Origin of the sequence: Streptomyces sp. NPDC048483 (assembly GCF_040651455.1) — a bacterium.
GTDB lineage: Bacteria > Actinomycetota > Actinomycetes > Streptomycetales > Streptomycetaceae > Streptomyces.
The window spans coordinates 1-21348 of the sequence record NZ_JBEZJZ010000134.1; the positions used below are offsets into that span (position 1 = coordinate 1).

Below are 21348 nucleotides of genomic sequence, written 5' to 3' on the forward strand. Positions count from 1 at the left end.
ATGTTCTTGGTGAAGGTCGTGCTCCTGTTCTTGTACTTGGCGTCCTGGAAGACCACGACCTTCCGCTTCGCGGCAGCTGCCTGGTCGGCGGCGACCGCGGCGTGACCGTCGGCGAAGGCCGGCAACGTGACACCGAGCGTGAGTGCGGCAGCGGCAGCGCCCGCACTGACTATGTGACGGATACGCATGATGCGTTCCCCTCTGGTTAGTTCTCACATGAGGCACGTGAGATGGGTGATGTGATGTGTTGGCCGGATTCTGGTGGCTCGTGCTCGACCGGCACTTCGTACGCTAAGAGCTCCCGTGCACTGGAGGTTCAAGCAGTTGTGAAAGAGATCACATGGACCATTGGGCAGCTGGCGGCCTGCACCGGGCTGCCGGTGAAGACGGTCCGGTACTACTCCGACGTCGGTCTGTTGCCCGTCGCCGAGCGAAGCGTTGGGGGCCACCGCCGCTACCGGCCGGAGGCGCTGGAACAACTGCGCCTGGTCCAGCGGCTGCGCGCGCTGGACACCCCGATCTCCACCATCACCCAGCTGACTTCCGGCGAACGCAGCCTCGGCGACCTCATCGCCGACGAGATGGGCCTTGTGCGGAGCCGATTAACCGAACTCCACTGGCGCCAGGCCACCCTGGAGGCACTGGACAACTGCTCCGCACAGGAGCGGCTCCGCCGTCTGGAGGTGTTGTCCCGGGTTCAGCGTCTGCCGGAAGCTCAAGACCGGCTCGCAAAGGCATGGGGGCAGATGATTCCCGCCTCCGTGCCGGCGCGCCTTGCCGATGCCGTCACCGCGCAGGCCGTTCCGGAACCTCCGGAGAACCCCACCGCGGAAGTGGTCCTGGCCTACGCCGAACTGCACACACTCACCAGGCACCAGGACTTCCCCGTCTACTGGGTCTGCCCCGACGTGCGTGACAAGGCGTCGCTGTACTCAGAACTCCTCGATACCTCCGAGCTAGCCGCCGACACAGTCGCCGCCGGCCTGCCACCCCAGCCCGGAGAGGCCCTGGACCACTTCTCCCGAGTCTGCGCCCGCTTCCGTGGCGAGGACGACACACCCGGATTCCGCGCCTTCATGGGTACGCAGCTGCACAGCACCATCCCCCTCTTTCGCCGCTACTGGCAACACGTCGCCACGATCACGGCCGCTCAGCGCCCCAACCTGGGGATCACGCATTGCTGGCTGGTCGAAGCCCTCGCTTCGCAGCAACAAGCCGCGCCGGTGCCAGCCCGATAACGCCGTCCCACCGACGGGCCCCAAGGGATGAGATCACGACTCCGACAGATCGCGGGTGGACCTGGTGCAGGCTACGAGCTTCGAGCATGGAGTGAGGCAAGCAGGCAGGATCCCAAATGAATGCGCGGCAGGGCGAAGACATGGGTGTCGCCGTCGGAGGTTTTGAGGTCGGCGTCGGGGACTCGACGGCCCGCCAGCGGGTGGCGGTCATCGACCGGGTACCGGATGTCCAGCACGGTGATCATGCCGCCCAGGTAGCGGTTGACGTCGTCGAACTCGATGAGCGAGGCGCGTACGTCGCGCAACGCGTCAGCCGAGGTTGACCGCGTCCTGCACCCCCAGGCTCAGTCCCTGGCCACCCGCGGGGTAGTGGATGTGCGCCGCGTCGCCCGCCAGCAGCACCCTGCCTTTCCGGTACCGCTCGGCTTGCCGTGCTGCGGCATCGCCGAACCGGGAGAGCCAACGGGGGCTGTGCATACCGAAGTCGGTGCCCGCGAGCCTGACCAGCGACGCCCGCAGCTCTTCGAACGTCACGGGTTCCTCCCGGCCGGCTGCCGATTGTGATCTTGATCCTTTCTCCTTGCGGGGGGTCGGTGGTCAGCGCCTTGGCCACCGGGTGGAAGTTCAGGGTGATGCCGCTGTCCCGGAGGTGCTTGAGGGCATCGACCTCGGTGGCGGCTCACTGCGGCTTGGCTCCGGGAGCTTTCCGTCCGAGTCGATGGTGGTGAGCCGGATGAGCAGGACGGGAAGGTGGGGCAGGATGTCGACGCCCACCTCACCGGCACACCCTGGGCCGTCAAACGGTGTACACATGTCGGCGTCGTAGGTGGCGAGTTAGTGGTGCGGGTCTGCCCCATATCCATGGCCGGGCCCGGGTGTTGAGCTGGGCGGTTGCGAGGCGGGTGGCCTGGTCGATCTCGGGTGGTCTGGCGAAGGACTGTCCGGCGAGTGCGGTCTTGCGGAAGATGCGCCACCAGCCTTCCTGGAGGTTGAGCCAGCAGGCGCCGACAGGGATGAAGACGTGGCGGATGCAAGTCGGCAGAGGTTCTGGCTGATTCGATCCACTCTGGCATTTGGTCGCCTCGAAGGTCAGTGACCATGTGGGCGAAGGCCCGCACGTGCTTGGCGAGAACATCCAGCTCGGGGCAGTTGACCAGCACAGCCTTGAGCTGGATCCGGTCGCTCTCGACCAGCGCGTCCGGGTGGGCCAGGATCCAGCGGCTCACGGCGCGGACTGAGGGCGGCTGGGGCCCGACCGGCTGGGGCTTGCGGCGCAGAGTTCTGCTCACATAGTTACGGACGTTTCCGTAGCCGTCCGGGTAGCCCTGCTCTCTGATCTCCTCCCACAGCTTCCAGGCGTTGGTGCAGCCTTCCTGCCAGCGCTGGGCGAGGTAGGGCTTGTAGGCGTCGAGCTTGGTCGCGCGGCTTTGCCACTGCCCGGTGAACAACTCCTCCGGCGTGGTGGCGCGAGACAAGCGCAGGATCGTGTTGAGCGTCATGCCGAGCTGCCGGGCAACGGACCGCTTGCTGTGGCCGGTGTCCAGAAGCGCGTGGATGGTTGCGTGCTTGGCGCGGGTGCGTTCGGCGAACCGCTGGCCCGTCGGCCAGAGCGACGACTCCGCCTCCTCCGCTGGTTCATCAGGCCGTTCTGGCGCGGGGCGCAGGCAACCGCGGTGCCGGTAGACGCACTTCTCGGCGGCTTCGCCCAGGTTGTTCCAGAGGTGCCATCGGTCCGCAATTTGGATGGCCTGTGGGGCGCCACGGGTCGCGCCCTCGGCGAAAAAGGGGGCACGGTCGCGGCAGACGATCTCAATGCCGGGCCGTTTGGCCAACCAGGCAGCAAGCGTGTCCGCCTCCCGGTCCGGCAGGAGATCGATCGGGCGACGTGTCTCGACGTCGACGAGCACAGTTCCGTGGATACGGCCCTTGCGCTGGGTGTATTCGTCCACGCCGACCACGCGGGGCACTGTGACCGGGGGATCGGGCAGCGAGATGATCAACCGCAGCAGAGTGTTCCGGCTGACCGGTGTCCCCAAAACATCCGTCATCCGGGCGCCGGCCCTGCCGGCGAGGGCAAGGCCGACCGAGAGCAACATCGATCGCAGGCGCTCGGTCCGACGACCGAACCGGCGGGTCAGCCCGGGCACTTGCTCGGCAAATGTCCTCCGCGAGCAAGACTCCTCCACGCAGACGAAGCGACGCACCCGTAACGACACCACACAACGAACTTGCCGACCGCTGGCAGATCACGAGGGAACCGCAGGTAGGAGCCGTGTATTCGGTCCGACCAGCACCCACACCGCGAGCATGTCGCCCGGCTGGTAGTCGTGCGGGCCTCGACACGGACGACCGTGTCGGACACCTCGACGGATTCCACGAACACGCCCTCCACCAAGGAGAACAGCAGCTCATCCAGCTGCGGCCGTACTTCGTTCACGGCGTAGCACTGTCGACCCCGCCGCATGTTGGCTGGGCGATTTTCGTGCGACCTCGACCCACATCACCCAGAGGCCAATAGTGACGCAACGTACACGACCACAAGAAGTGGACCGGAGCCAAGTGGGGTTCTGGCTCAGCTTTCGTGACGACTACGCCAGAAAAGGCGATGTGAGTCCACGCCAGGCGGCCGCCGGGCAATCACCTGGGCGGCGCGGGGCTCTCTCGTTGAAAGCGCTTGAGGGCGGCGAGAGACGGGGTGAAGACCGGGGCGCCCGGAGTGTGCCTAGCTCAGAAGCTCGCGGACCAGCGCTCGCCCCCACCACTCCTCGATGCGACCGGGCGGCCAGCCGCGTTCGGTGGTGAGTGTGGTGTAGACGTCGATGTTGCAGATGGCCGCGTAGATGTCGACGGCAGACTGCAGATCGAGGTCGTGTCGAAGGGTGCCGACCGGCCAGGACGAGAAGACCTGCATCCGGGTCTCGTCGCCCCGTTGGCGACCGTCGCGGTAGGCCGTGGCGAGCTCGGGTTCGCTGCGGCCCGCTTCGCGGATCAGCGTGATGACTGACCCCGCGCGCTCGAAAAGCCGCCGGTCGTAGGCGGCCATGGCCGCGAGCTGGCGCTCGGGGTCCGCCGCCGCGGCCTCCAACTCCGCCAGCATCTGCGGCGCGTCGGCGGACAGGTCGGCCGAGTCGGCCACGGCCCGGGTCAGTCCGGTCTTGTTTCCGTACGTCGCGTAGACCGTGGGCACGGAGACTCCCGCCTCGCGCGCCACCTCGCGCACGGTCGTATCCGCCCAGCCCCGGGAGTCGAAAAGCCGACGTGCGGCGCGGGCGATCTCGGCCCGGGTCTCCAGCGCCTGCGTCGTGCGACGCAGTGAGTCATAGCTACGGCGGCCCTGCTCTGCACTCATGCCTTGCCCTCTTTAGATTTACTCGGCTTATAATCAATATATGACGCATCAATCCAAGTTAGCCACCACCGGCTTCTCCCGGATCGGCGGCATGGCCGCCATCGGCTTCGCTGTCATGATCACCCTCGCCAACGTGATCATGGTGCCCGCCGGTCTGCCCCTCACTGGCGCGGAGATCGGCGAAGTCAGCGAGTTCTTCGCCACGGAAGGCATCGCCGTCGGCATCGGCTCCGCACTCACCCCCGCCGCCTGGATCCTGGCCACCTTGTTCGGCGCCGGCGCGCTCGTCGCGCTGCGGCGGTCCGAGCGCGGCCGCGGCGAGGCATGGTCACTGCTCGGACTCGCCGGCCTGGCCCTTCAGAACGTCACCTTCGCCGGGGTCGTCGCGACCCGCCTCGCCCTGACCACGACAGCTCCGCACAATCCCTCCGCGACCGCGGGGCTCTGGGCGTTGCACGATGCGGTGTTCACCCTCAACGGCACCTTTCTGGCGCTCGCCCTCCTCGGCCTGTCGCTCGGCGGCTTCCGCGCCGGCCTGATCCGGCCCTGGCACGGCGCCCTCGGGCTGATCGCCGCCGCACTGCAGTTCAGCTCGGCCACCCTCGCCCACTGGGTCATCGCCAACGGTGGGGCCCTTGGCCTCCTCGGCCTCGTCGGCTGGCTGATGTGGGTCGTCTGGGTTGTCGCGTACGGCATCACCCTGATCCGGCAGAACCCGAACACCCCGGTCCGGAGGTTCACCCGTGGCCACACGAGTGCCACCCCTGCCTGACCTCGCAAGCGAGCAGTTGCCGCACAACGCCACAAGGCGCGGACCCGCAGGCTCCGCCTTCCCTCCGGGAGGATCCATGAAGAGGCGTCACCTCACCACCGCCCTTGCCGCACTGACCGGCGTCACGGTTCTGTTCTTCGGGCTCAACTTCCTGCTCAACCCAGCCGGTGCACCCGCCGGATTCGGGATCACCCCCTGGCCGCAGGGAGACGCCGACGGCTACTTCGTCGTGAAGGGCGTACGCGATATCGCCGTGGCATCCACCGTGTTCCTGCTGCTCACGCTGGGGCAGCGGCGAACACTCGGCTGGGTGGTCCTCATCGACGCCACCATTCCCCTCGGTGACGCCCTCGCGGTCGTCTCCCACGGCGGCACGCTCAGCACAGCGCTGAGCGTCCACATCTCAGCAGCCTTCCTCGTCGCGCTCACCGCCATCATGCTGCTGACCGAGGGCAGCACCCGCACGGCACCCCAGCCGCACCTGACACCCTCTGCATGAACCTCCGGATAGCGCCTGTTTGGCTCCGGCCGCGCGCGCGTGAAGGCCCTGCATGGCGCCGGCCCCCAGCGCTTCGACGACAGAGTCCGCGCTGCGCAGGTGGTTCGCGACAGCTGTACCGGTCTGGACGCGGGCCGTCTCTGTGGCGTAGTTGGGGTGCCGGTAAGAACCGTGTCACCAGCCGCAAACGGCGGTGATCAGTCCTTTGACCTGGAGGAGCGAGGCAGTTCTGCCGTGTTGGTCGACTCGGCGAGCGCGAGGCGGCCGCCCTTCAGTTCGGGCACGTAGTTGTAGATGGTGTTGCGGGAGACCCCGAGGAGCTTCGCGATCGTGGTGACGGTGTTCTCAGGGCCGGCGAGCAGGTCGCGGGCGTGACGTACCTGTTCGTCGGTCATGGCCGGCGGGCGGCCGAGGCGGGCACCTCGGGCGCGGGCGGCGTCCAGGCCCTCGTTGGTGTCCTGGACGATGAGTTCGCGGATGAACTCCGCAAGGGCCGCGAAGACATGGAAGACCAGGCGCCCGCCGGGCGTCGTCGTGTCGAGCGCCTCGTGCAGCGAGGTGAAGCCGACGCCACGCTGGCGCAGGCCGGACACGATCGCGACGAGGTCCTGGATGGAGCGGCCGAGCCGGTCCAGCGACGGGACGACGAGTGTGTCGCCCTCGCGCAGGAAGTCGAGGGCCTTACACAGCTCCTCGCGTTCGGCGTTCTTGCCGGACTTCTAGTCGGCGAAGATCCGGATGCATCCCGCTTCGGTGAGTGCGTGGATCTGCCGGTCGAGCAACTGCCCCTTGGCGGACGCGTGCGTATCCCACGAGGCCGCCGGTCCGTACGGCCGGAACGGGGGCGAGGAGATCGGCGGCGTCGTCATTCTGGGGTGGCTGCACCTGCCAGATCGTACAGAAAGGGTGCTCCTCAAGTTCTTGAGCACATCGGCTTTCTGACACCGTTTTATGGGCAAGATCCGGCGTCGATCCGGTCGCGATCCCCCGCTTACCGATCTTGCTCATCAATCGGTCGATAGATGAGCTTCGGCGAGTGAGGGGGCGGGGCCGTCGCGTCCCCTGACCGGACGCGACAGGGGCCTCGGCGCGGCGACGGCTGTCCGCGTACCGGTGTTCACGTGTTCGACTGGTAGCCGTCGTAGTCGTTCCAGCTGGGGGATTGGGTCATCAGTTGTTTCCAGGTGGGCCAGATTGCCCGGGTCTCCTGGCGAACAAGTTCGCCAGGCATGCTGAACGGCGGGGCCTTGTGGGGTTTGTCGAGTGCTTGACCGACGATCGTGTCGTAGAGCACGGGCGCGGCGTGGAGGCGGGGCAGCGTGGCATGGATGCGGTCTGCGTAGCCGGCCGGGAGGGTGTGGGGTCCCTCGGGACCGAGGTCGAAGCCGGCACCGGCCGTGACCAGCGCGATCTCGGGACGTTTGCGTATGGCGATCTCGTAGTGCAGGTGCAGGGCGATCGCATCCCATACGACCTCGACCCTCTCAGGTGGCACCCCCTGGTCGGTGAGGAAGCGGGCGGCCAAGTCGGCGCCGTCAATATCGAACGGCTGATCGCCGTTGCCCGCAGGGCTGAGCCCGGCATCGTGTAGAAGGCAGCCCAGAAACAGCAGTTCGTCGTCATAGTCGCGGTCGGGTTGCAGGTCTTGCTGCTCTCCGAGGAAGCGCCCGTAGAGATAGGTGCGCATGCTGTGGTTGAAGATCGCCGGGTCCTCGATGTCTTGCACGAAGCGCATCGCGCTCAACGCTATGTCGGTACGGGGAAAGGGCAGTTCGCCGTATGCGTCGTCCATCACGTCAGCCTTCCTGGGCATGGCGGGTGAGAGGTTGGCTTCCTCGGGAACGGTTTCGGATCCGCCACAGGGCGAGCAGTCCGCCGACTCCCGGGATGGCAGCGCGCCGTCGGGCGCCCGGCGAGGCGGCAGGCGGGGCCATCGAAGTGGCCGCGATGGCGATGAGGTAGGCCGTGCCGTGCAGCGGGCCGACGAGCGTCGTGATCGCTTGCGTGTGTGTGGTGAGCAGGTTGCCCAGCAGGACCGCGAAGGAGGCGGCCTCGACGCCGGCCGCGATCCGCAACGTACGCAGGCGGATCACGCTCCCGTGGTGGAGCCGGGGCGGACGATCATCAGGATGACGACGATCGCCCAGAGGACGTTGAAGATGCCGGTGAGCATGGTCAGCCGCGTCGCCGCGGGACGCGGCCCGTCCTGGGTTTTGGGCGAGCCCTGGGTCAACGCGAGCAGACGCTGCTGGCCGGGCAGGATGGCCATGGCGAGGATGGCAGCGGCGATCACGGTCAACGCGAGCGACGCGATCAGCCAGGCGTCGGTGAGGACGCCGAGCGCGGCAGCGGTGGCGAGCCCGAACACCGGCACTGCGAGACCGGCGACAGCGTAACCGCGGCAGATCTTGTGCAGGAGTGCGGCGATCGAGGCGGCTCGAGCGTCCGGGTCCGGGCCGCCGGACGCCTGCAGCGCGTAGCGGGGGAACATCGAGGCCGCCACGGTGATCGACCCGACCGCCAGGATCGCCGCGAGGACATGTACGGACAGCAGCACCTTGGTCACTGCGGGCGCCTCCAAGTCAGAGTAACGAATATGTTGGCTGCCAATACATACCCTGCCTACAGCAATTTTGGGTAGGCTGCCTACTCATGAGGGCAGACGCGGTGCGAGGGCACCTGGACGGACTGTTGCTAGCCGTGCTTGAGCCCGGCCCGCTGCACGGCTACGCGATCATCGCTGCGGTCCAACACCGCAGCGGGGGTGCAGTCGAGCTGCGCACGGGCACGATCTACCCGGCCTTGAACCGGCTGGAGCGGCTCGGGCTGCTGAGCAGCAGCTGGCGATCTTCTGGCGAACGGCGCCGGCGATGCTACGAGCTCACCGACGCGGGGAGTCAAGCACCCCGGCGGCCGTGCGAGCGGTGCGGCGTGGTCGAGCGGCTCTACCACCGTGGCCTGTGCGCGGAGTGTGCCCGAGAGCGCAGCCTGCGCGAGGTTCTCGCCGGCGTACACGGGCACATCCGGCCTGAACTCGTCGGCGTCCTGGCGGCATTGCTGAAACCCCCGCCCGCCGGGCGGTCTTCCGGGCCCTCGCCGATGACGCCGGGCCCGTCACCCACGAGAGCCTGGACCGCTTCACCAGCGATGCGGGCCCTGCTCGTCGCCGCAGGCGCGCTGCCCGATCGTGACGAAACGCCCTGTCCGACTGGAGAATTGGCTGGCGCGCACCATTGCCCGCATCCCCGTGGCAGAGGAGCGCCAGATCATGCACCGCTACGTCCGCTGGCAGCCCCTGCGGCGACTGCGCCGAGTTACGCCCAACCGGCACATCACCCACGGCCAGGCCAAACTCCGTACGCCTGGAGATCCGCAACACCGTACGGCTGCTGGAGGCTCCACAGCACAGGCAGCAGCCTCACCGCCTGTACCCAAGACCAGCTGGACGCCTGGCTCTCTGACGGACCGCCCCAGCGCGCCCTCGTGCGCGGCTTCCTGCAGTGGGCCTCTCGCCAAGGTCACACCAGCCCCCTGACCGCGCCCGTCTACGCCGGCAACTTCGCTGCCCAGGCCGTCGCCCAAGATCAGCGCTGGGCGATGGTATTGCCGCCTGGTCGACGACACCGCTGTCCGCGGCGGCCGAGGCGCCCGGCGGCGGCACGACAGCATCCCGCTACCGGGCTCAGGGCCTGGCAGCGGGACGATCGGGGCGGTACTGCTCAATGCAGTGGGGCTCAACCACCCCCACCCGTGTCGTCGTAGGTGGTGTACGGACCGCTGTTCGCCGGGTCGTCATCGTGGAGGCGGGCATCGTCGATTGCTCTCTCGATTGCCGGATCGTCGAGAGCCACGGGATCCTCGTCGGTGCGTTCGCGGGGAGCGCGGGGCAGATCGGGGTCGAGCCGGTAGGTCATGCCGCCCAGGGCGATGCCGTCGGCGGCGGCGGAGACCCGGATCGAGCGTTCCTCCCGCGTCTGCAGAATCTCCTCGCGGGTGAAGTCCTGCCCGGGCAGCAGGCTGACGCTGACGCGGCGCTCGGCTCCGGGTGCCAGGTGGAGCGTGGCTTCGGCTTCGCGGCCGCCGACACGGATCAGCCAGCCGCGATCGGTGAGGAACGGCGGCAACTCGGACGTGACGACGGTGCGTACCGGCCTGTCGAACGGGTTGCGGACCACGAATGTCCGGCCCACGAAGCCCGCCAGTAGGCCGCGGAGACCTCCTCCGCCGGGCACCGGTGCAACGTTGCGCTGGGCGATGTTGTTGTCGAACGGTACGAGACGCCATTCCGGGGTGGGCCCGGCAGCGCACGGGAAAAAGGTGCGCGCGTCGATGTTGCTCAGGTCGCCGTCGGCACTGACTTCCATGAACATGCTCTCGTGTCCGGGCGTCCGCGGCCGCCAGCGGAAGGGGCCCACAAGGACACTGCCGTTGGCCGGGATGCCGCCGGGGACCGCAATCTGCGGCGTGTCCATGGGCAGCCAGTCATCGGGCCAGGACAGCCCGATGCCCGGAATCGCGGAGTAACCCCGTACCACCACGTTGCCGGCGTTCTGCGTCCCCCTGTTCCTGACGTGCACGTACGCGTAGTTGGTCTGGTCGACCACGGGAGTCTCATGGGCTCCGTTGCCGTTTCCCTGACTCAGAGTCAGCCGGTTCCAGATGTCTGTGCACTCCCAGTGGACCGCCTGGTGGCCGTACTCGCCGTTGCGGCCGTCGTCGATGTATACATCGACGACGGGCGGCGCACCGGGCCTCGTCACCGGGGTCGGGGCGCCGGGCAGCTGGTAGAGGCCCTGCTTCTCGAAGCTCCACCGCACGACCTTGTGGAATGTGCCGCCCCGGTATCCCTCGAAGTCGAGCGTTCCGATGTCGGCGTTCAGCAGAGCGGTGGCGAACACGTTCGGGCTCGGTGTGGGGGTGACAGGGCTGCTCGCCAGTGACCCGATCGCCCGGAGGATGAGATACAGGGTCTGCCGCGACGCCAGTCTGCGGCGGCCAGCGTCCGCTGAGTCCCCGCCGAGCGACCGGTACAGGCGGAACAGGGTTGTGGAGAGGATCTGCTCGGACGAGTAGCTGCCGATGTCCTTCGTACCACCCCATGCCCAGCCCACCGCGACGTCTCGTCCGTGGTTGCGGTTCGGCAGGACCCAGGGGAACGTGGCGAAGCGCCGGACCGGGTCCGCTCTGAGCGACGACTCCGGGTCCATGAAGACCGCGGCCAGACTGTCACCGGCGCTGTGGGCGAAGCCGAAATTGGGACTGTGGACGCTATCCCAGAGCACCGTGTGGCCAAACTCGTGCAGGACGATGCGGGCGTCCGCCGCGGTGCTAACGGCGGGGAACGGCTCACCCGCCAGACCGAACTGGAAGCCTCCGGAACCGGTGCCGGTGGCGTTGCCCGGGGCCCGGGCGTTGACCTCGTCCTCGAAGCCGCAGGCATCCACGGGTACGGGGAAGTTCGTGCCGTCGAAGTACGTGTTCAGGTTGAAGCCCATCCCCTGCATGTGGCGAAACAGCCAGTCGCAGTGGTGGTAGGCGTTCACAGCGGCGAACTCCCGTGCGGGCGCGTCGAAGAAGAAGCTCCCCGGTGGGTTGGGGGCGCTGGGCGGAGAGACAGTCGGGAGCTGACTGTCCACGAGTTTGACGAACTTGCCGGCCAGCGACTGCGGATTGCCGTTCGTGAGACCTTCCAGGACCACGGAGGACCGGAATGGGTTGAGCGCGGCCGCGGAAGCCGTCGGAGAGGCCGTGGACGGTCCTCCGGCGGTCAGCGGGTCCGAGCGGAAGACCATGCCGGTCGCGCAGGCAGTGAAGGCTCTGAGGTAAAGGACCGCTCCCGTGGCAGAGTCGACGAAGGATCGCCAGTTCAGTCCGTCGTGGCCGGGCACGGGCAACGTGAACAGCACTTCGGCCACGGGGCGATACTGGCCGGGCTGGATCGTCTCGGGCACCGGAGGAAGCGGCAGTGTCGGGGGGACCTCCTCCAGCAGCTCGGTCTGCTCCGTGCGTGTCTCGGGGTCGAATCTGGTCTCTGGGTCGTACTGGTGGACCAGCTGCCGGGGCGTCCCGTTGATCGTGGGGTTGGGCAGGGTGCCCTTCACGCCCAGCAAGGAGGCCAGCATTCCGGGGGTGATGGCCTCGGCACCGTACTGGCCTTCCGTGAGTGAGTCCTCGGGAAGTGAGACAGCCGCATCGACCGAGCTCTGGGAAGCTGTGACCCGCATAGGGTGCGGCTGGATTGTGACACTCACCCCGGCTTCCCACACCGGAAGGCCGTCGTACAGCTGCTGGTAGGAGACGACTGTGGTTCCCATCACCTCCTTCTCCTCGGTCAGCTCCAGTCGGCTGCGCGCTGGGCCGTTGCCGGATTCCTCGCCGGGTTCTTCACCGGCGGTGAGCGCGTCACCGCCGCCACCCGGAAGCATCGCCTCGTCGATGCCGTATAGGGGCGCGACCTCCTGCAGGTAGCTCTCGGCGAGCGCCTGCGGGGTCGTGGCGGCCTCGGTGGGTTGGCCATTGCGCTCCGCGAGTTCGGGGGACTCCGGTGGCACCGCGACAACGGGCTGCTGATAGTGGTCCAAGTGCTTGACCTTGCCGTGTTCCTCCTGGCGGACGTTGTCCGTGAGCTCGAACATCACGCATTCCCTTCTGCTACCGCGTCATGGACATCCACGCCGCCGCGGCCACCACCCGTGCGATGTCTCGCGCGTAATCGGCATTCACCGTCCTGTCGGCGGGCAGGTGATAGTTCGGATTGGGCTCCGGGGCTGCTCCAGGGCTGGGGCCGGCGAAGAAGTGCTCCGACGCGAGACACGCGGCATAGCCTTGAAGTTGAAAGCTGTAATGATCGCTTCGTTCCTCTGCCGGGTCTCTTCGGCCGTCCGGCTCGGGGTACATCTGCGCAGGCGGCAGGTTCGGCGACATCTGCGGAGCCAGGGACTCCATCAGTTCGGCGATGCGGAGCGAACGTGTCTGCACATCGGCGGAGGGCGTGAAGCCGGCGTGCAGTTCGAATGCGGCCGGCGGTGCGACGTCGTGGCCGATCATGTCCATCTGCAGCATCGCCACGATGTCGGTGTCGAGCAGGGCCTGGTCCCGGGCGTATGCGCCGCTGCCAACGAGGCCGTGTTCCTCGGCGTTGAAGAAGACGAAACGGACCTCTCGCTGCTGAGATGCCTCGATCTCGTCCGTAAGACTGAGGATCGCCGTGAGGGTGGCGAAGACTCCGGCGACGCCGCTGCCGTCGTCGTCCGCTCCTGGGGCGGGGTCGACCGACGAGCGATATCCCGCCTGCCGTGCGGCGGTTGAGTCCAGGTGTGCAGTGACCAGGACGACGCCGTCGACGCCTGAGCCTGGAAGGACCGCCTCGACGTTCTCGTAGGGGCGGCCCTCGTGGGTGAACTGGTGCGTCCGGACGGTGAGGCGGCCTGCTCCTTCCGTTGTCACATCGTCGAGCAGCGCGCGGACCACCGAGGCGTTGTCCGGGTGGTGGATGTGACGGCTGCGGATCCTGACGTCTCCAGTCACCGGCTCGACGCCCGAGTACCGCGCTACCTCGCGTTTGATCCGAGCGGTCGTGACATGGCGCTCGATGATTTCCCTCTCTGCTGTGGTCAGTGACGAAGCTGCGGTGATGGCCTCACCGGAGAGCGTTGCCGCCTCCGGCGCCCCGGATCCGCCGCCGGAGGCACGCGGATCGAGCAGTGAGGGCGCGGGAAGGAGCTTCAAGTTGTGGCCGTGACGCGCACCTCGGAAGTGGTAGCGCTCCACCGAACCGCCGGCGGGGATCGCAATGAACAGGCCCTCCTCGGCGGAACTGAGTACGCGCCGCGCCGAGAGGTCGTCGCCGAAGAGATCGAACGAGTTCCCGGTGTCTGATCCGAACCCGCTCTCACTTTTCCGGTCGTCGCGCAGCAGGTAGAGATCAGTGGTCAGCGGGTCGTCGTCCCGCCCCAGGCGGTCGATGAAGAACCCGAGATCGTCCAGTTTCAGGGCGGTCGTGGCGTTCGCGACGGCGTACATCTCGACCCATGCGGCGTCTCCGTCCGGCGCGGTGATGTGCAACGGAACCACGGGCTGGGACCGCAGCACCGACCGCCAGTCCCCGTCCGCCGCATCCCCGGGCACACGGATACGGAGATATCGCAGCGGAGTGTCACCTTCGAGAACGGTGAGCGCGAGGCTGGGATGTGGCGCAACCATGAAGTCCGCGCGGCGGGCGAAGGTCCGCTCGGTGGCGTCCTCGCCGACGAAAAGCAGACGTGTCCTGCGGTCGCCCGTGACACCCTGGGCCACGACAGCTGCCTGCTCGAAAAGTAGAGTTGAGTCCTTCGGCCCGTACAGAATCAGATCGCGGTCGAAGAAGGGCAGCAGACCGGCGTGTTCGAGCGCCGCGTTGACGCTGTCCTCCGGTATGGCGCCGCGATTGGAAAGGATCCCCAGCCGGACCTCCTTGTCGCGGAGGTCCTCCAGCACGCCGGGAACGAACGGGTAGACGACCAGATCCGATATCTCCCGGCCATCCGCTGACACCCGGACGGAGGCGAGCGTGTTCCCGATGTCGAAAAAGGCGACTGCTCCGGGACCAACCATTGGTGCACCTTCTTGGCCTTGAAGGCATGCCTGGGCGCGAACAAAGAAGAACGACAACTTGGGCGACAAGAAGTCCTCTCGCCCATGAGGGCGTACGCTCCTGTGGTCCACCGGTGGACACGACCGCTCGACGCTCGTGCGGAACCCGCGCGGCAGGTCCTCTCACTCCACGATGACCCCTTGGTATGTCGGGTGCAACCCCGCGCCTCTTCGGGCTGCGGTGACACCTCGTCAGGTAGCAGGTCCGTGGTTCGATGAGCAATGATTGCTGCTCGGACGCTGGGATTGGTCACAGTCGGTCGAGGCTGTCAGAAGCTGCCCTGACTGGACCTGTGAAGACGGGGCGCCCTCAGGTGCATGGATGGCCTGCCGCCTCAGCTGAGTGATCCAGGACTCAGAAGTACTCGGCTCGCTTATAGAGAATCCAGTCCCTTCAGGGCAGCCGTTTCTCGTCGAGCCCGTCGCGCTGGGCGACGAGGACGGCCAGCGCGTGACGGCTGACAGCATCCGTCCCGGACGCCGGCCACCAGGTCGTGCACGGCGCGCTCGCGTACGGACTGCCCGTCACCGATGATCAGCGACGTGCGGGCGATGACGGCGTCCGGGGCCAGGAGCCGGAGGCCAGTCTCTGCCGCGGCCTGCGCCGTGCCGTACGGAGTGACGGGATCGGGCAGACACGTATCGACCTCGTGGGTGCGCGCCGGAGCAGACGGCGTCGCTGGAGACGCGGACCATGCGGCAGCCGTGCTTCACGGCGGCCATCCCCACATGGAGAGGGCCCTGGCTGTGATCGCCCAGTCGGCCTTGCCGCTCGCCGCGTTGACGATGGCGCCCGGGGCCACTTCGTGGATGCGCCGGAGGGTCGCCGTACTCCCGGGGCGACCTATCGGCCACGCCTTAGGCCGCGTTGGTCCATCCAGGCCAGAAAGACCTGACGCGCCGCCGCAGGTCACGGTCGGCGGCGGGTGGCGGCCCGCTGGCGTGCTCGCCGAAGCAGGAACCAGTGCAGGAACGGGGGACAGCCCTGCTCGAATGCCCTACCGTGTAGGTCCATGAAGGTCCTGATCATCGGTGGCAGCGGAGTCCTGGGAAACGAGCTGGTCCGCCCGGCAGCGGCCGCGGGCTGGGAGACGACCGCGACATTCAGCACCCGGCCCCGCAGCACCGCCAGAACCACGTGGCACCATCTCGACTTGTGCGACCCCCAGACGTCGTTGGCGGCTCCGCAGCTCAGGCACGGTAGCGTGCCGGGCTCCCGCCCCCGGCCTACGGAGAGTGGGTGGGCACTCCTGGGGGCGCGGGGTCGGGGCTGATGATGAAGTCCTCTGGCCAGACCGTGAGCTGAATATCCTTGCCCACGGCGCTGATCACGTCGTGCATGTTGCCGTACTCGCCCCGGTCCAGCAGGAAGAGCGGGTCGTCGCGGTGCACCTTATCGGCCCGCAACCAGGCATCGAAATTGTCGAAGTCGGTGGCCCCCGCCGCAAGGTAAGGCACGAGCCGCCGGAACAGCTTGGGCCACATCACCAGCTGCTGCAGCGCGTTGAGGTCTGGGACGTTGGCCTTGCCGTTCGGGTCGGCCTTCGAGCAGCGCCACAGCCCTGCGCCCATTGCCCGCGCCGCCCGTGATGTCAGACCCTGCGCACACGTCATGGAGACGGCATACCGCGGGGATCACCACCCTTCAGCCTCCCCGACACCACCTTTTGAAGGTCAGCAGCTGCCATAGTCGACGGGATGCTGCTCCCGGACGTCCAGCACATTCGAGGGTGACACTGCCCAATGCTGGCCGGTCCAAGGTCAGCTCGAAGGGCGCAATGTTCTGGCCCCCCTTGCAGACCCGGGCGGTCATGTCGCGTATCTCCTGCTCGGAGACGTCTGTGATGGGGGGACCGCCACCTGTTATGTCGCCATCGAGTCGCTGCGAGGGGCCGACGAACTGGGCGCGCGGACGGTTGCGTTCCCGGCGATCCCCACGGCTACGGCTGGCGGATGGAGGACGGTGCGCGCATCGCGGTGGAGCACCGGAACCCGCCGCCGGAGCTGGACTCGGCCCGCTGACTGGTGCGGGAGCCTTGCGTCAGCCATCGAGCAGGGCACGGGCCCACAGTTGTTCTCGGCGCTCGAGGCTGACAGAGGGGCGAAGTCGTACAGTGCATGCGCGATGTCCCACAGGCGGGAACCGGGGGCGGCCGTGTCCCAGTCGATGAAGGCCCAGCGGTCCTCGTCGTCGGCCACGAGGTTCCACGGAGCCAGGTCGTGGTGGGCGATGATGTCGCTTCCCTCCGCCGGGATCAGCACCTGCGAATAGGTGTCGGGCGGCGTGAAGTCCTGGACGGCATCGTGGAACTGCCGAGGCGCGAGCCGGGCCACGTCGGGTTACGATCTTTATGGGTGTATTGCGGCCCCATAAGTGGTTGTCCGGGGGAGAGTCATTCGTCCCGGCCGGCGCCAAGGATGGCTCCAGTTGAGCTCGTGGCCAGGACTGCCCCAGCCGTGCTCCTCAAGTGAATCTCCCCTCCACACCTGTTGAGGAGGGCACCATCATGATCCAGGATTACGGCGACCAGCAGCGGAACCAGCCGGGCCCTGAAGTCGGGCAGCCGCTGAGGATGGTTCCTGATGTGGGGGAACACGCCGATGACGAGGGCGTGCTGCGGAAATACGTCGATCCGGGAGCGACGCTGACGCGTGCGCCGACCGCCCGGAAAGCCATTGAGCAGTTCATGAAGGCGCGTACGGGCGATTTGAAGTCCGGCACCATCGATTTGCGTGAGGTGGAAGCGAGTGAAGGCGCGGCAACGCTGAGGATTCGCTACCAGCAGTTCCACAACGACGTCCCTGTTTCGGGTGCCACCGTGCAGGCCGTGGCCGACGTCAAACAGGCCAGCGTCATTCAGGTCGATCACGGCGGAGAGCTCGATATGACGCATGCGCCCGATCCGGGGGCTGCCCAGGCTCTCGACGCTCTCAAAGAGGTTGCCCTCGCACCTTTCGAGGGGGAATTCGAAGCCGCAGAGGTCATCAAGGACGAACTCGTCTACCTTCGCGACGCCTCCAGGCCCGTTCTCCCACAGACCGACTATCCCAGCGCCTCGACCGCGCTGCTGGAGAAGGGCAAGAAGCCCGACGGCGTACTGCATCTCGTGTGGGATTTTCTCGTGGAAACCACCGGACCCTTCGAGCACTTCCGCGTCGTAATGGACGCCGTATCCGGCGAACTGCTCTGGATCGCCCTTGCAGGCAAGTACGTCTCGGCGACCCTCAAGGTCTTTTCACCGGACCCGGTGACCGAGTCGAACAACAACACGCTGCACGGACAATCCAGCGCGGCAACGCTCGACGCCTTCCGGCACGACGTCCAAGCCGAGATCGCTCCTGCCACGGGTGGAAAGTTCCGACTCGACGGAGAGTGGTTCCAGTGCAAGGACTGGGACACCCCCACTTTCGCGCAGCCGCAGGAAACAGCGCCCAGCTTCGCCTACCGGACGTTTCCGAGCAACCGCGCCTTTCTGAGCGCGAACGCCTACTACTGGCTCGACTCCGCCGCGCACTACCTCCGCAGCCTCGGAAACCCGACGCTGAACGCCAACATGGAGAAGGTTGAGGTCGACGCCCAGGCGCTCGACGGTGACGACAACAGCGAGTGGATGGGGACGACGACTCCTCCGCGGATCCGCTTCGGGGAGGGCGGCACACCGGATGCCGCCGACTTCGGTGTCATCGTCCATGAGTACACCCATGGTGTATTCCAATGGCTCGGTGCGGAGCACGGTGGGTCATCGTCGTACGAGCACAGCGTCTGCGACGCCCTGCCCGCCATCTACCGGGACAGGTTCAATCCCGCAGGGCACCGGCGCGCCGAGACGTTCCCCTTCGACAACAACGCCACCGACCAGTGGAGCACGGAGCGTCGGCTCGACCGCGCCGAGCGGTTCGACGACGCAGCATTCAACACCTACGGCTACAACCTCCGCAGCTCGATGCTCGGTACAGCACTGTGGCGGTGTTACCTGGGCATGGGTGGTGACTCGTCCGACCCGGCCGAGCGGATCAAGGCGGCCGACGCCCTGATCAAAACGATGATGGAGATGCTGCTCATCGTGCCGGACGACCAGTCCACGAGCGCGGCGCATGCCGCCAGCATGGCCCAGGGCTGCATCGCGGCGGATGCGACGCTCACCGGTGGGCTGTTCGGCAAGGTGATGGACGAGGCGTTCATCGGCCAGGGGCTGTGGGCGCGGCGGCCCGTGGACGTCTACGTCGCGGACAACCCGGCGGACACCGGGGCCGTGCCGAGCCCCCGCCCGCAGTTGGCCTCTCCCGACATCTGGGTCCGCAACAACGACATCAGTACGGGTGACGATCCCGAGCTCGGGCACCAGGCGCCCGTCAACGACCAACCGAACCACGTGTATGTGCGCGTACACAACAGGGGAACCCAGGCCGCCGCAGGCGGAGCATTCCAGCTCGAAGTCTTCCGATGCGATCGAGGCTCCGGGATGATCTGGCCGACGCACTTCCAGTCGATCGGCACGCTGGTGATCGACCAGGCGATTCCGGCCAACGCTGCGGTGCGCGTCGGTCCCCTGGTGTGGACACCTCACATCACGGATCGCGCATTCCTGGCAGCGGTCGTACATGGCGCCCCGGACCCGGCCCTCACCGCCACCCTCAACGGACCGGTGCCCGCCGACCGGATCGTCCGGTTCGACAACAACGTGGGGCTGCGTGATGTGGCCTCGTAGACGGACAGGCCGGAAGGACGATCAATATGGCGAGCGATGGACGGCCTGTGATGCGACCCGACACCTATGAGGGGCAGCCGTTCCCCGTCCCCGACAAGCGTCGACCGCCGAGCCCAGCCGTACGGGTCGCGCCGGCCAAACGCAAGTGGACCGGCACACTGCCGGACAAGTTCATCGCGACACTTGTCGAATTGGTCTCGGCGGAGGCTCTCCGCACCACAGTGGAGGCACTTGCGGCCTTTCATACGAGGCACACGTTCTCGCCGCAGCTCGGGGAGGCCGCCACACGGATTGCGGAACAGTTCACGGCGGCGGGATACACGGACGTGGCCAGACGCACCTGGTCCCATGCCGGTCACAGCGCGGACAACGTCGTTTGCACCAAACCGGCGACGGGAAACGGCGGCCCCGTCATCATCGTGTGTGCCCACTACGACAGCCGAATGGAAGATTTGGACAACGCGACCGCACGCGCTCCAGGAGCCGACGACAACGGCAGTGGCGTGGCGGCGGTCCTTGAGATCGCGCGCCTGCTCGCGCCAGTCGCCCTTTCCGCCACGCTCCGCTTCGTGGCCTTCTCTGGAGAGGAACAGGGATTGTGGGGGTCCACGGCGTACGCGGCGGAACTCCACGGCGCGGTCGCCGACGGCTACCGGGTCATCAATCTGGACATGGTCGGAAGGCCGCCGGAGGACGGTTCCGTGACGGTGGAGCGCGACGTGGGGAACGCCGTACCGAGCAATGACGCCGCTTCACAGGCCCTCGGCGCGGTGATGGCGCAGGCCGCCGCGTCCTACACGGCGCTGCCGGTCAAGCTCGGCCCTATCTATGCCAGCGACTACATGCCCTTCGAAGCGCACAGCGACGTCACGGTCGGCGCCTACGAAGGAGAGGGCAACCCGCACTACCACCGGACGTCCGACAAGCCGGCAACGCTCGACTACGGCTACCTCGCCGCCGTCACCAAGACGATTCTGGCGACCTTGCTCGCCGAAGCGCTGGATGTCGTCGACGAAGCGCGTTCGGCGGTGGACCTCTACATCCGGGACAGCCAGGCCGACACCGGATCCCAACCGAGCGGTGCCCCGAATGGGGCTTCTCCCGACCTCTGGGTCCGCAACCGCGACATCAGAGACGGTGACGACCCCGAACTCGGCCATCAAACACCCGTCAACGGCATTCCCAACTACCTGTACGTGCGCCTGCACAACCGGGGCACAGCCGCTTTGGGAAGCGGCTTCGCCCAAGTCCGTACCTATCGGGGTGACCTGAGCGAGGGGGCGACCTGGCCAACACGCTTCCAGCCGATCGGCACCCTGGTGATCGACCAGGCACTTCCGGCCGGCGGCTCGATCCGCGTCGGTCCATTCGAATGGACACCACGCAGTGTGGATCACGAACGCCTGCTCGCGATCGCGTCGGCCCCCTCCGACCACTCCGTTCCCGACGTCTACACGGGCGAGCTCGACACCGACATCCTCGTCCGGTTCGACAACAACGTGGGCCGGCGCGATGTGGCTCCGCAGCCAGCCGGGCCGGAGGGCTAGGTGTGTCACGTTTGTCAACGGGAGGAACTCCACCGCGATGCCTCTGGCCAGCAGGATGAAGCTGACCCCCCCCACCTCAGATACTCCAGGATCCGCCGTGCCGCCCCGCGCGGCCGTAACGGGGCAAGCAGCCATCCGAGCAAGGCGCCGACCAGGCAGACAACCCCCACGCCCCACAAGCCGGTCAGCCAGCCTGGAAGCTATGTCACGCAACTCCAGCTGCAACCGGGGATGTTTGGGCTCCCAGGGGCAGCTGTACTCTGGTGCCACAACTGGCACCGGGTCTCAACCCCGGATGCTGCAGAGGTCTGGTCCACGCTGTGCCGCATGCCCCCGGGAGCTGGCCCGTTACCCGGCGTAGCGCCGCCGATGCTGACTTTGTGCTGACTTGCTGACCCCGAAATGCCCCTGACCTGCAACGATGCCTTGCAATGTCTCTTCGGCTTCCATGGGCACCGGGTTTGGGGCAACGTTGCTGGTGTAGCGGGTTGGCCAGCATCTATGCAGCTCAGAGGTGGTGCAGGGCGGATTGGCGCATGTGCATGTGTCGCCACCTGTCACCACCTCTGGCAGGGTGCATGCTGACTCAACGCTGACTTTGCT

Annotated in this window: 17 protein-coding genes and 5 pseudogenes; 7 read left to right on the forward strand and 15 right to left on the reverse strand. The window is 67.1% G+C overall.

What is annotated here, in order from left to right:
- Positions 1 to 188 (reverse strand): annotated as a pseudogene (locus AB0D04_RS37825) (hypothetical protein); the annotation flags it as partial.
- Positions 189 to 326: 138 nt separating this feature from the next.
- Here AB0D04_RS37825 and AB0D04_RS37830 point away from each other — a divergent pair.
- The gene (locus tag AB0D04_RS37830; RefSeq protein WP_362711946.1) at positions 327 to 1238 is read left to right on the forward strand and encodes a MerR family transcriptional regulator; all 912 of its coding nucleotides are present in this window, start codon (positions 327 to 329) and stop codon (positions 1236 to 1238) included.
- A gap of 71 nt (positions 1239 to 1309) precedes the next feature.
- Here AB0D04_RS37830 and AB0D04_RS37835 read toward each other — a convergent pair whose 3' ends face one another.
- The 4 genes from AB0D04_RS37835 to AB0D04_RS37850 all read right to left on the reverse strand — a co-directional run bounded on the left by AB0D04_RS37835 (position 1310) and on the right by AB0D04_RS37850 (position 4587).
- Positions 1310 to 1543 (reverse strand): hypothetical protein, encoded by a 234-nt coding sequence (locus AB0D04_RS37835; RefSeq protein ID WP_362711947.1) that lies wholly within the window; start codon positions 1541 to 1543, stop codon positions 1310 to 1312.
- Between the two features lie 4 nt (positions 1544 to 1547).
- Positions 1548 to 1772: an FAD-dependent monooxygenase gene (locus AB0D04_RS37840; protein WP_362711948.1), complete on the reverse strand. Its 225-nt coding sequence runs from the start codon at positions 1770 to 1772 to the stop codon at positions 1548 to 1550.
- On the reverse strand, positions 1769 to 3457 hold the full coding sequence (locus tag AB0D04_RS37845) for an ISL3 family transposase (protein WP_362711949.1): 1689 nt from the start codon (positions 3455 to 3457) through the stop codon (positions 1769 to 1771). The genes AB0D04_RS37840 and AB0D04_RS37845 overlap by 4 nt, the downstream gene beginning before the upstream one ends.
- Before the next feature lie 503 nt (positions 3458 to 3960).
- Positions 3961 to 4587 carry a helix-turn-helix domain-containing protein gene (locus tag AB0D04_RS37850; protein ID WP_362711950.1) on the reverse strand — a complete coding sequence of 209 codons (627 nt, stop codon included), beginning with the start codon at positions 4585 to 4587 and terminating at the stop codon, positions 3961 to 3963.
- 40 nt (positions 4588 to 4627) lie between these two features.
- Here AB0D04_RS37850 and AB0D04_RS37855 point away from each other — a divergent pair, with 40 nt between their 5' ends.
- Together AB0D04_RS37855 and AB0D04_RS37860 are read left to right on the forward strand one after the other, a co-directional pair.
- Positions 4628 to 5359: a 2-oxoglutarate/malate transporter gene (locus AB0D04_RS37855; protein ID WP_362711951.1), complete on the forward strand. Its 732-nt coding sequence runs from the start codon at positions 4628 to 4630 to the stop codon at positions 5357 to 5359.
- A gap of 76 nt (positions 5360 to 5435) precedes the next feature.
- Positions 5436 to 5858, forward strand: a complete 423-nt coding sequence (locus AB0D04_RS37860; RefSeq protein ID WP_362711952.1) for a DUF4267 domain-containing protein — start codon at positions 5436 to 5438, stop codon at positions 5856 to 5858.
- Positions 5859 to 6055: 197 nt separating this feature from the next.
- On the opposite strand, the gene AB0D04_RS37865 is transcribed toward AB0D04_RS37860, so the two are convergent.
- The 5 genes from AB0D04_RS37865 to AB0D04_RS37885 form a co-directional block, all read right to left on the reverse strand.
- The gene (locus AB0D04_RS37865) at positions 6056 to 6547 is read right to left on the reverse strand and encodes a recombinase family protein (protein WP_362711962.1); all 492 of its coding nucleotides are present in this window, start codon (positions 6545 to 6547) and stop codon (positions 6056 to 6058) included.
- Between the two features lie 30 nt (positions 6548 to 6577).
- Positions 6578 to 6727 (reverse strand): hypothetical protein, encoded by a 150-nt coding sequence (locus tag AB0D04_RS37870; protein WP_362711953.1) that lies wholly within the window; start codon positions 6725 to 6727, stop codon positions 6578 to 6580.
- Positions 6728 to 6975: 248 nt separating this feature from the next.
- Positions 6976 to 7650, reverse strand: coding sequence for an HD domain-containing protein (locus tag AB0D04_RS37875; protein WP_362711954.1), 675 nt, complete (start codon positions 7648 to 7650; stop codon positions 6976 to 6978).
- A 4-nt stretch (positions 7651 to 7654) separates the two neighbouring features.
- The gene (locus tag AB0D04_RS37880) at positions 7655 to 7951 is read right to left on the reverse strand and encodes a hypothetical protein (RefSeq protein WP_362711955.1); all 297 of its coding nucleotides are present in this window, start codon (positions 7949 to 7951) and stop codon (positions 7655 to 7657) included.
- Positions 7948 to 8424 carry a DUF2269 family protein gene (locus AB0D04_RS37885; protein WP_362711956.1) on the reverse strand — a complete coding sequence of 159 codons (477 nt, stop codon included), beginning with the start codon at positions 8422 to 8424 and terminating at the stop codon, positions 7948 to 7950. The genes AB0D04_RS37880 and AB0D04_RS37885 overlap by 4 nt, the downstream gene beginning before the upstream one ends.
- An 86-nt stretch (positions 8425 to 8510) precedes the next feature.
- Here AB0D04_RS37885 and AB0D04_RS37890 point away from each other — a divergent pair.
- Positions 8511 to 8756 (forward strand): annotated as a pseudogene (locus AB0D04_RS37890) (PadR family transcriptional regulator); the annotation flags it as partial.
- Between the two features lie 836 nt (positions 8757 to 9592).
- Here the strand turns inward: AB0D04_RS37890 and AB0D04_RS37895 are convergent.
- From AB0D04_RS37895 to AB0D04_RS37910, 4 genes and pseudogenes are all read right to left on the reverse strand, one after another.
- Positions 9593 to 12493: a hypothetical protein gene (locus AB0D04_RS37895; RefSeq protein ID WP_362711957.1), complete on the reverse strand. Its 2901-nt coding sequence runs from the start codon at positions 12491 to 12493 to the stop codon at positions 9593 to 9595.
- Between the two features lie 16 nt (positions 12494 to 12509).
- A complete protein-coding gene (locus AB0D04_RS37900; protein ID WP_362711958.1) occupies positions 12510 to 14450 on the reverse strand; it encodes a M28 family peptidase in 1941 nt (646 codons plus the stop codon).
- Between the two features lie 436 nt (positions 14451 to 14886).
- A pseudogene (locus AB0D04_RS37905) lies at positions 14887 to 15277 on the reverse strand (sugar nucleotide-binding protein); the annotation flags it as partial.
- Positions 15278 to 15716: 439 nt separating this feature from the next.
- Positions 15717 to 16103 carry a hypothetical protein gene (locus AB0D04_RS37910; RefSeq protein WP_362711959.1) on the reverse strand — a complete coding sequence of 129 codons (387 nt, stop codon included), beginning with the start codon at positions 16101 to 16103 and terminating at the stop codon, positions 15717 to 15719.
- A gap of 241 nt (positions 16104 to 16344) precedes the next feature.
- Here AB0D04_RS37910 and AB0D04_RS37915 point away from each other — a divergent pair.
- A pseudogene (locus tag AB0D04_RS37915) lies at positions 16345 to 16472 on the forward strand (O-acetyl-ADP-ribose deacetylase); the annotation flags it as partial.
- Positions 16473 to 16598: 126 nt separating this feature from the next.
- Here the strand turns inward: AB0D04_RS37915 and AB0D04_RS37920 are convergent.
- A pseudogene (locus AB0D04_RS37920) lies at positions 16599 to 16823 on the reverse strand (phosphotransferase); the annotation flags it as partial.
- Positions 16824 to 16996: 173 nt separating this feature from the next.
- Between AB0D04_RS37920 and AB0D04_RS37925 the strand changes: the two are divergent.
- Positions 16997 to 19198 (forward strand): hypothetical protein, encoded by a 2202-nt coding sequence (locus tag AB0D04_RS37925; protein ID WP_362711960.1) that lies wholly within the window; start codon positions 16997 to 16999, stop codon positions 19196 to 19198.
- A gap of 50 nt (positions 19199 to 19248) precedes the next feature.
- Positions 19249 to 20745, forward strand: coding sequence for a M20/M25/M40 family metallo-hydrolase (locus AB0D04_RS37930; protein WP_362711961.1), 1497 nt, complete (start codon positions 19249 to 19251; stop codon positions 20743 to 20745).
- The last annotated feature ends 603 nt before the right edge of the window (positions 20746 to 21348 follow it).

What these genes read in the sequence shown, in the direction of transcription:
- AB0D04_RS37925 (WP_362711960.1), top strand. Translation starts at nt 16,997, where the DNA reads ATGATCCAGGATTACGGCGACCAGCAGCGGAACCAGCCGGGCCCTGAA.
- AB0D04_RS37850 (WP_362711950.1), bottom strand. Translation starts at nt 4,587, where the DNA reads ATGAGTGCAGAGCAGGGCCGCCGTAGCTATGACTCACTGCGTCGCACG.
- AB0D04_RS37875 (WP_362711954.1), bottom strand. Translation starts at nt 7,650, where the DNA reads ATGGACGACGCATACGGCGAACTGCCCTTTCCCCGTACCGACATAGCG.
- AB0D04_RS37930 (WP_362711961.1), top strand. Translation starts at nt 19,249, where the DNA reads ATGCGACCCGACACCTATGAGGGGCAGCCGTTCCCCGTCCCCGACAAG.
- AB0D04_RS37860 (WP_362711952.1), top strand. Translation starts at nt 5,436, where the DNA reads ATGAAGAGGCGTCACCTCACCACCGCCCTTGCCGCACTGACCGGCGTC.
- AB0D04_RS37900 (WP_362711958.1), bottom strand. Translation starts at nt 14,450, where the DNA reads ATGGTTGGTCCCGGAGCAGTCGCCTTTTTCGACATCGGGAACACGCTC.
- AB0D04_RS37855 (WP_362711951.1), top strand. Translation starts at nt 4,628, where the DNA reads ATGACGCATCAATCCAAGTTAGCCACCACCGGCTTCTCCCGGATCGGC.
- AB0D04_RS37895 (WP_362711957.1), bottom strand. Translation starts at nt 12,493, where the DNA reads ATGTTCGAGCTCACGGACAACGTCCGCCAGGAGGAACACGGCAAGGTC.
- AB0D04_RS37870 (WP_362711953.1), bottom strand. Translation starts at nt 6,727, where the DNA reads ATGACGACGCCGCCGATCTCCTCGCCCCCGTTCCGGCCGTACGGACCG.
- AB0D04_RS37910 (WP_362711959.1), bottom strand. Translation starts at nt 16,103, where the DNA reads ATGACGTGTGCGCAGGGTCTGACATCACGGGCGGCGCGGGCAATGGGC.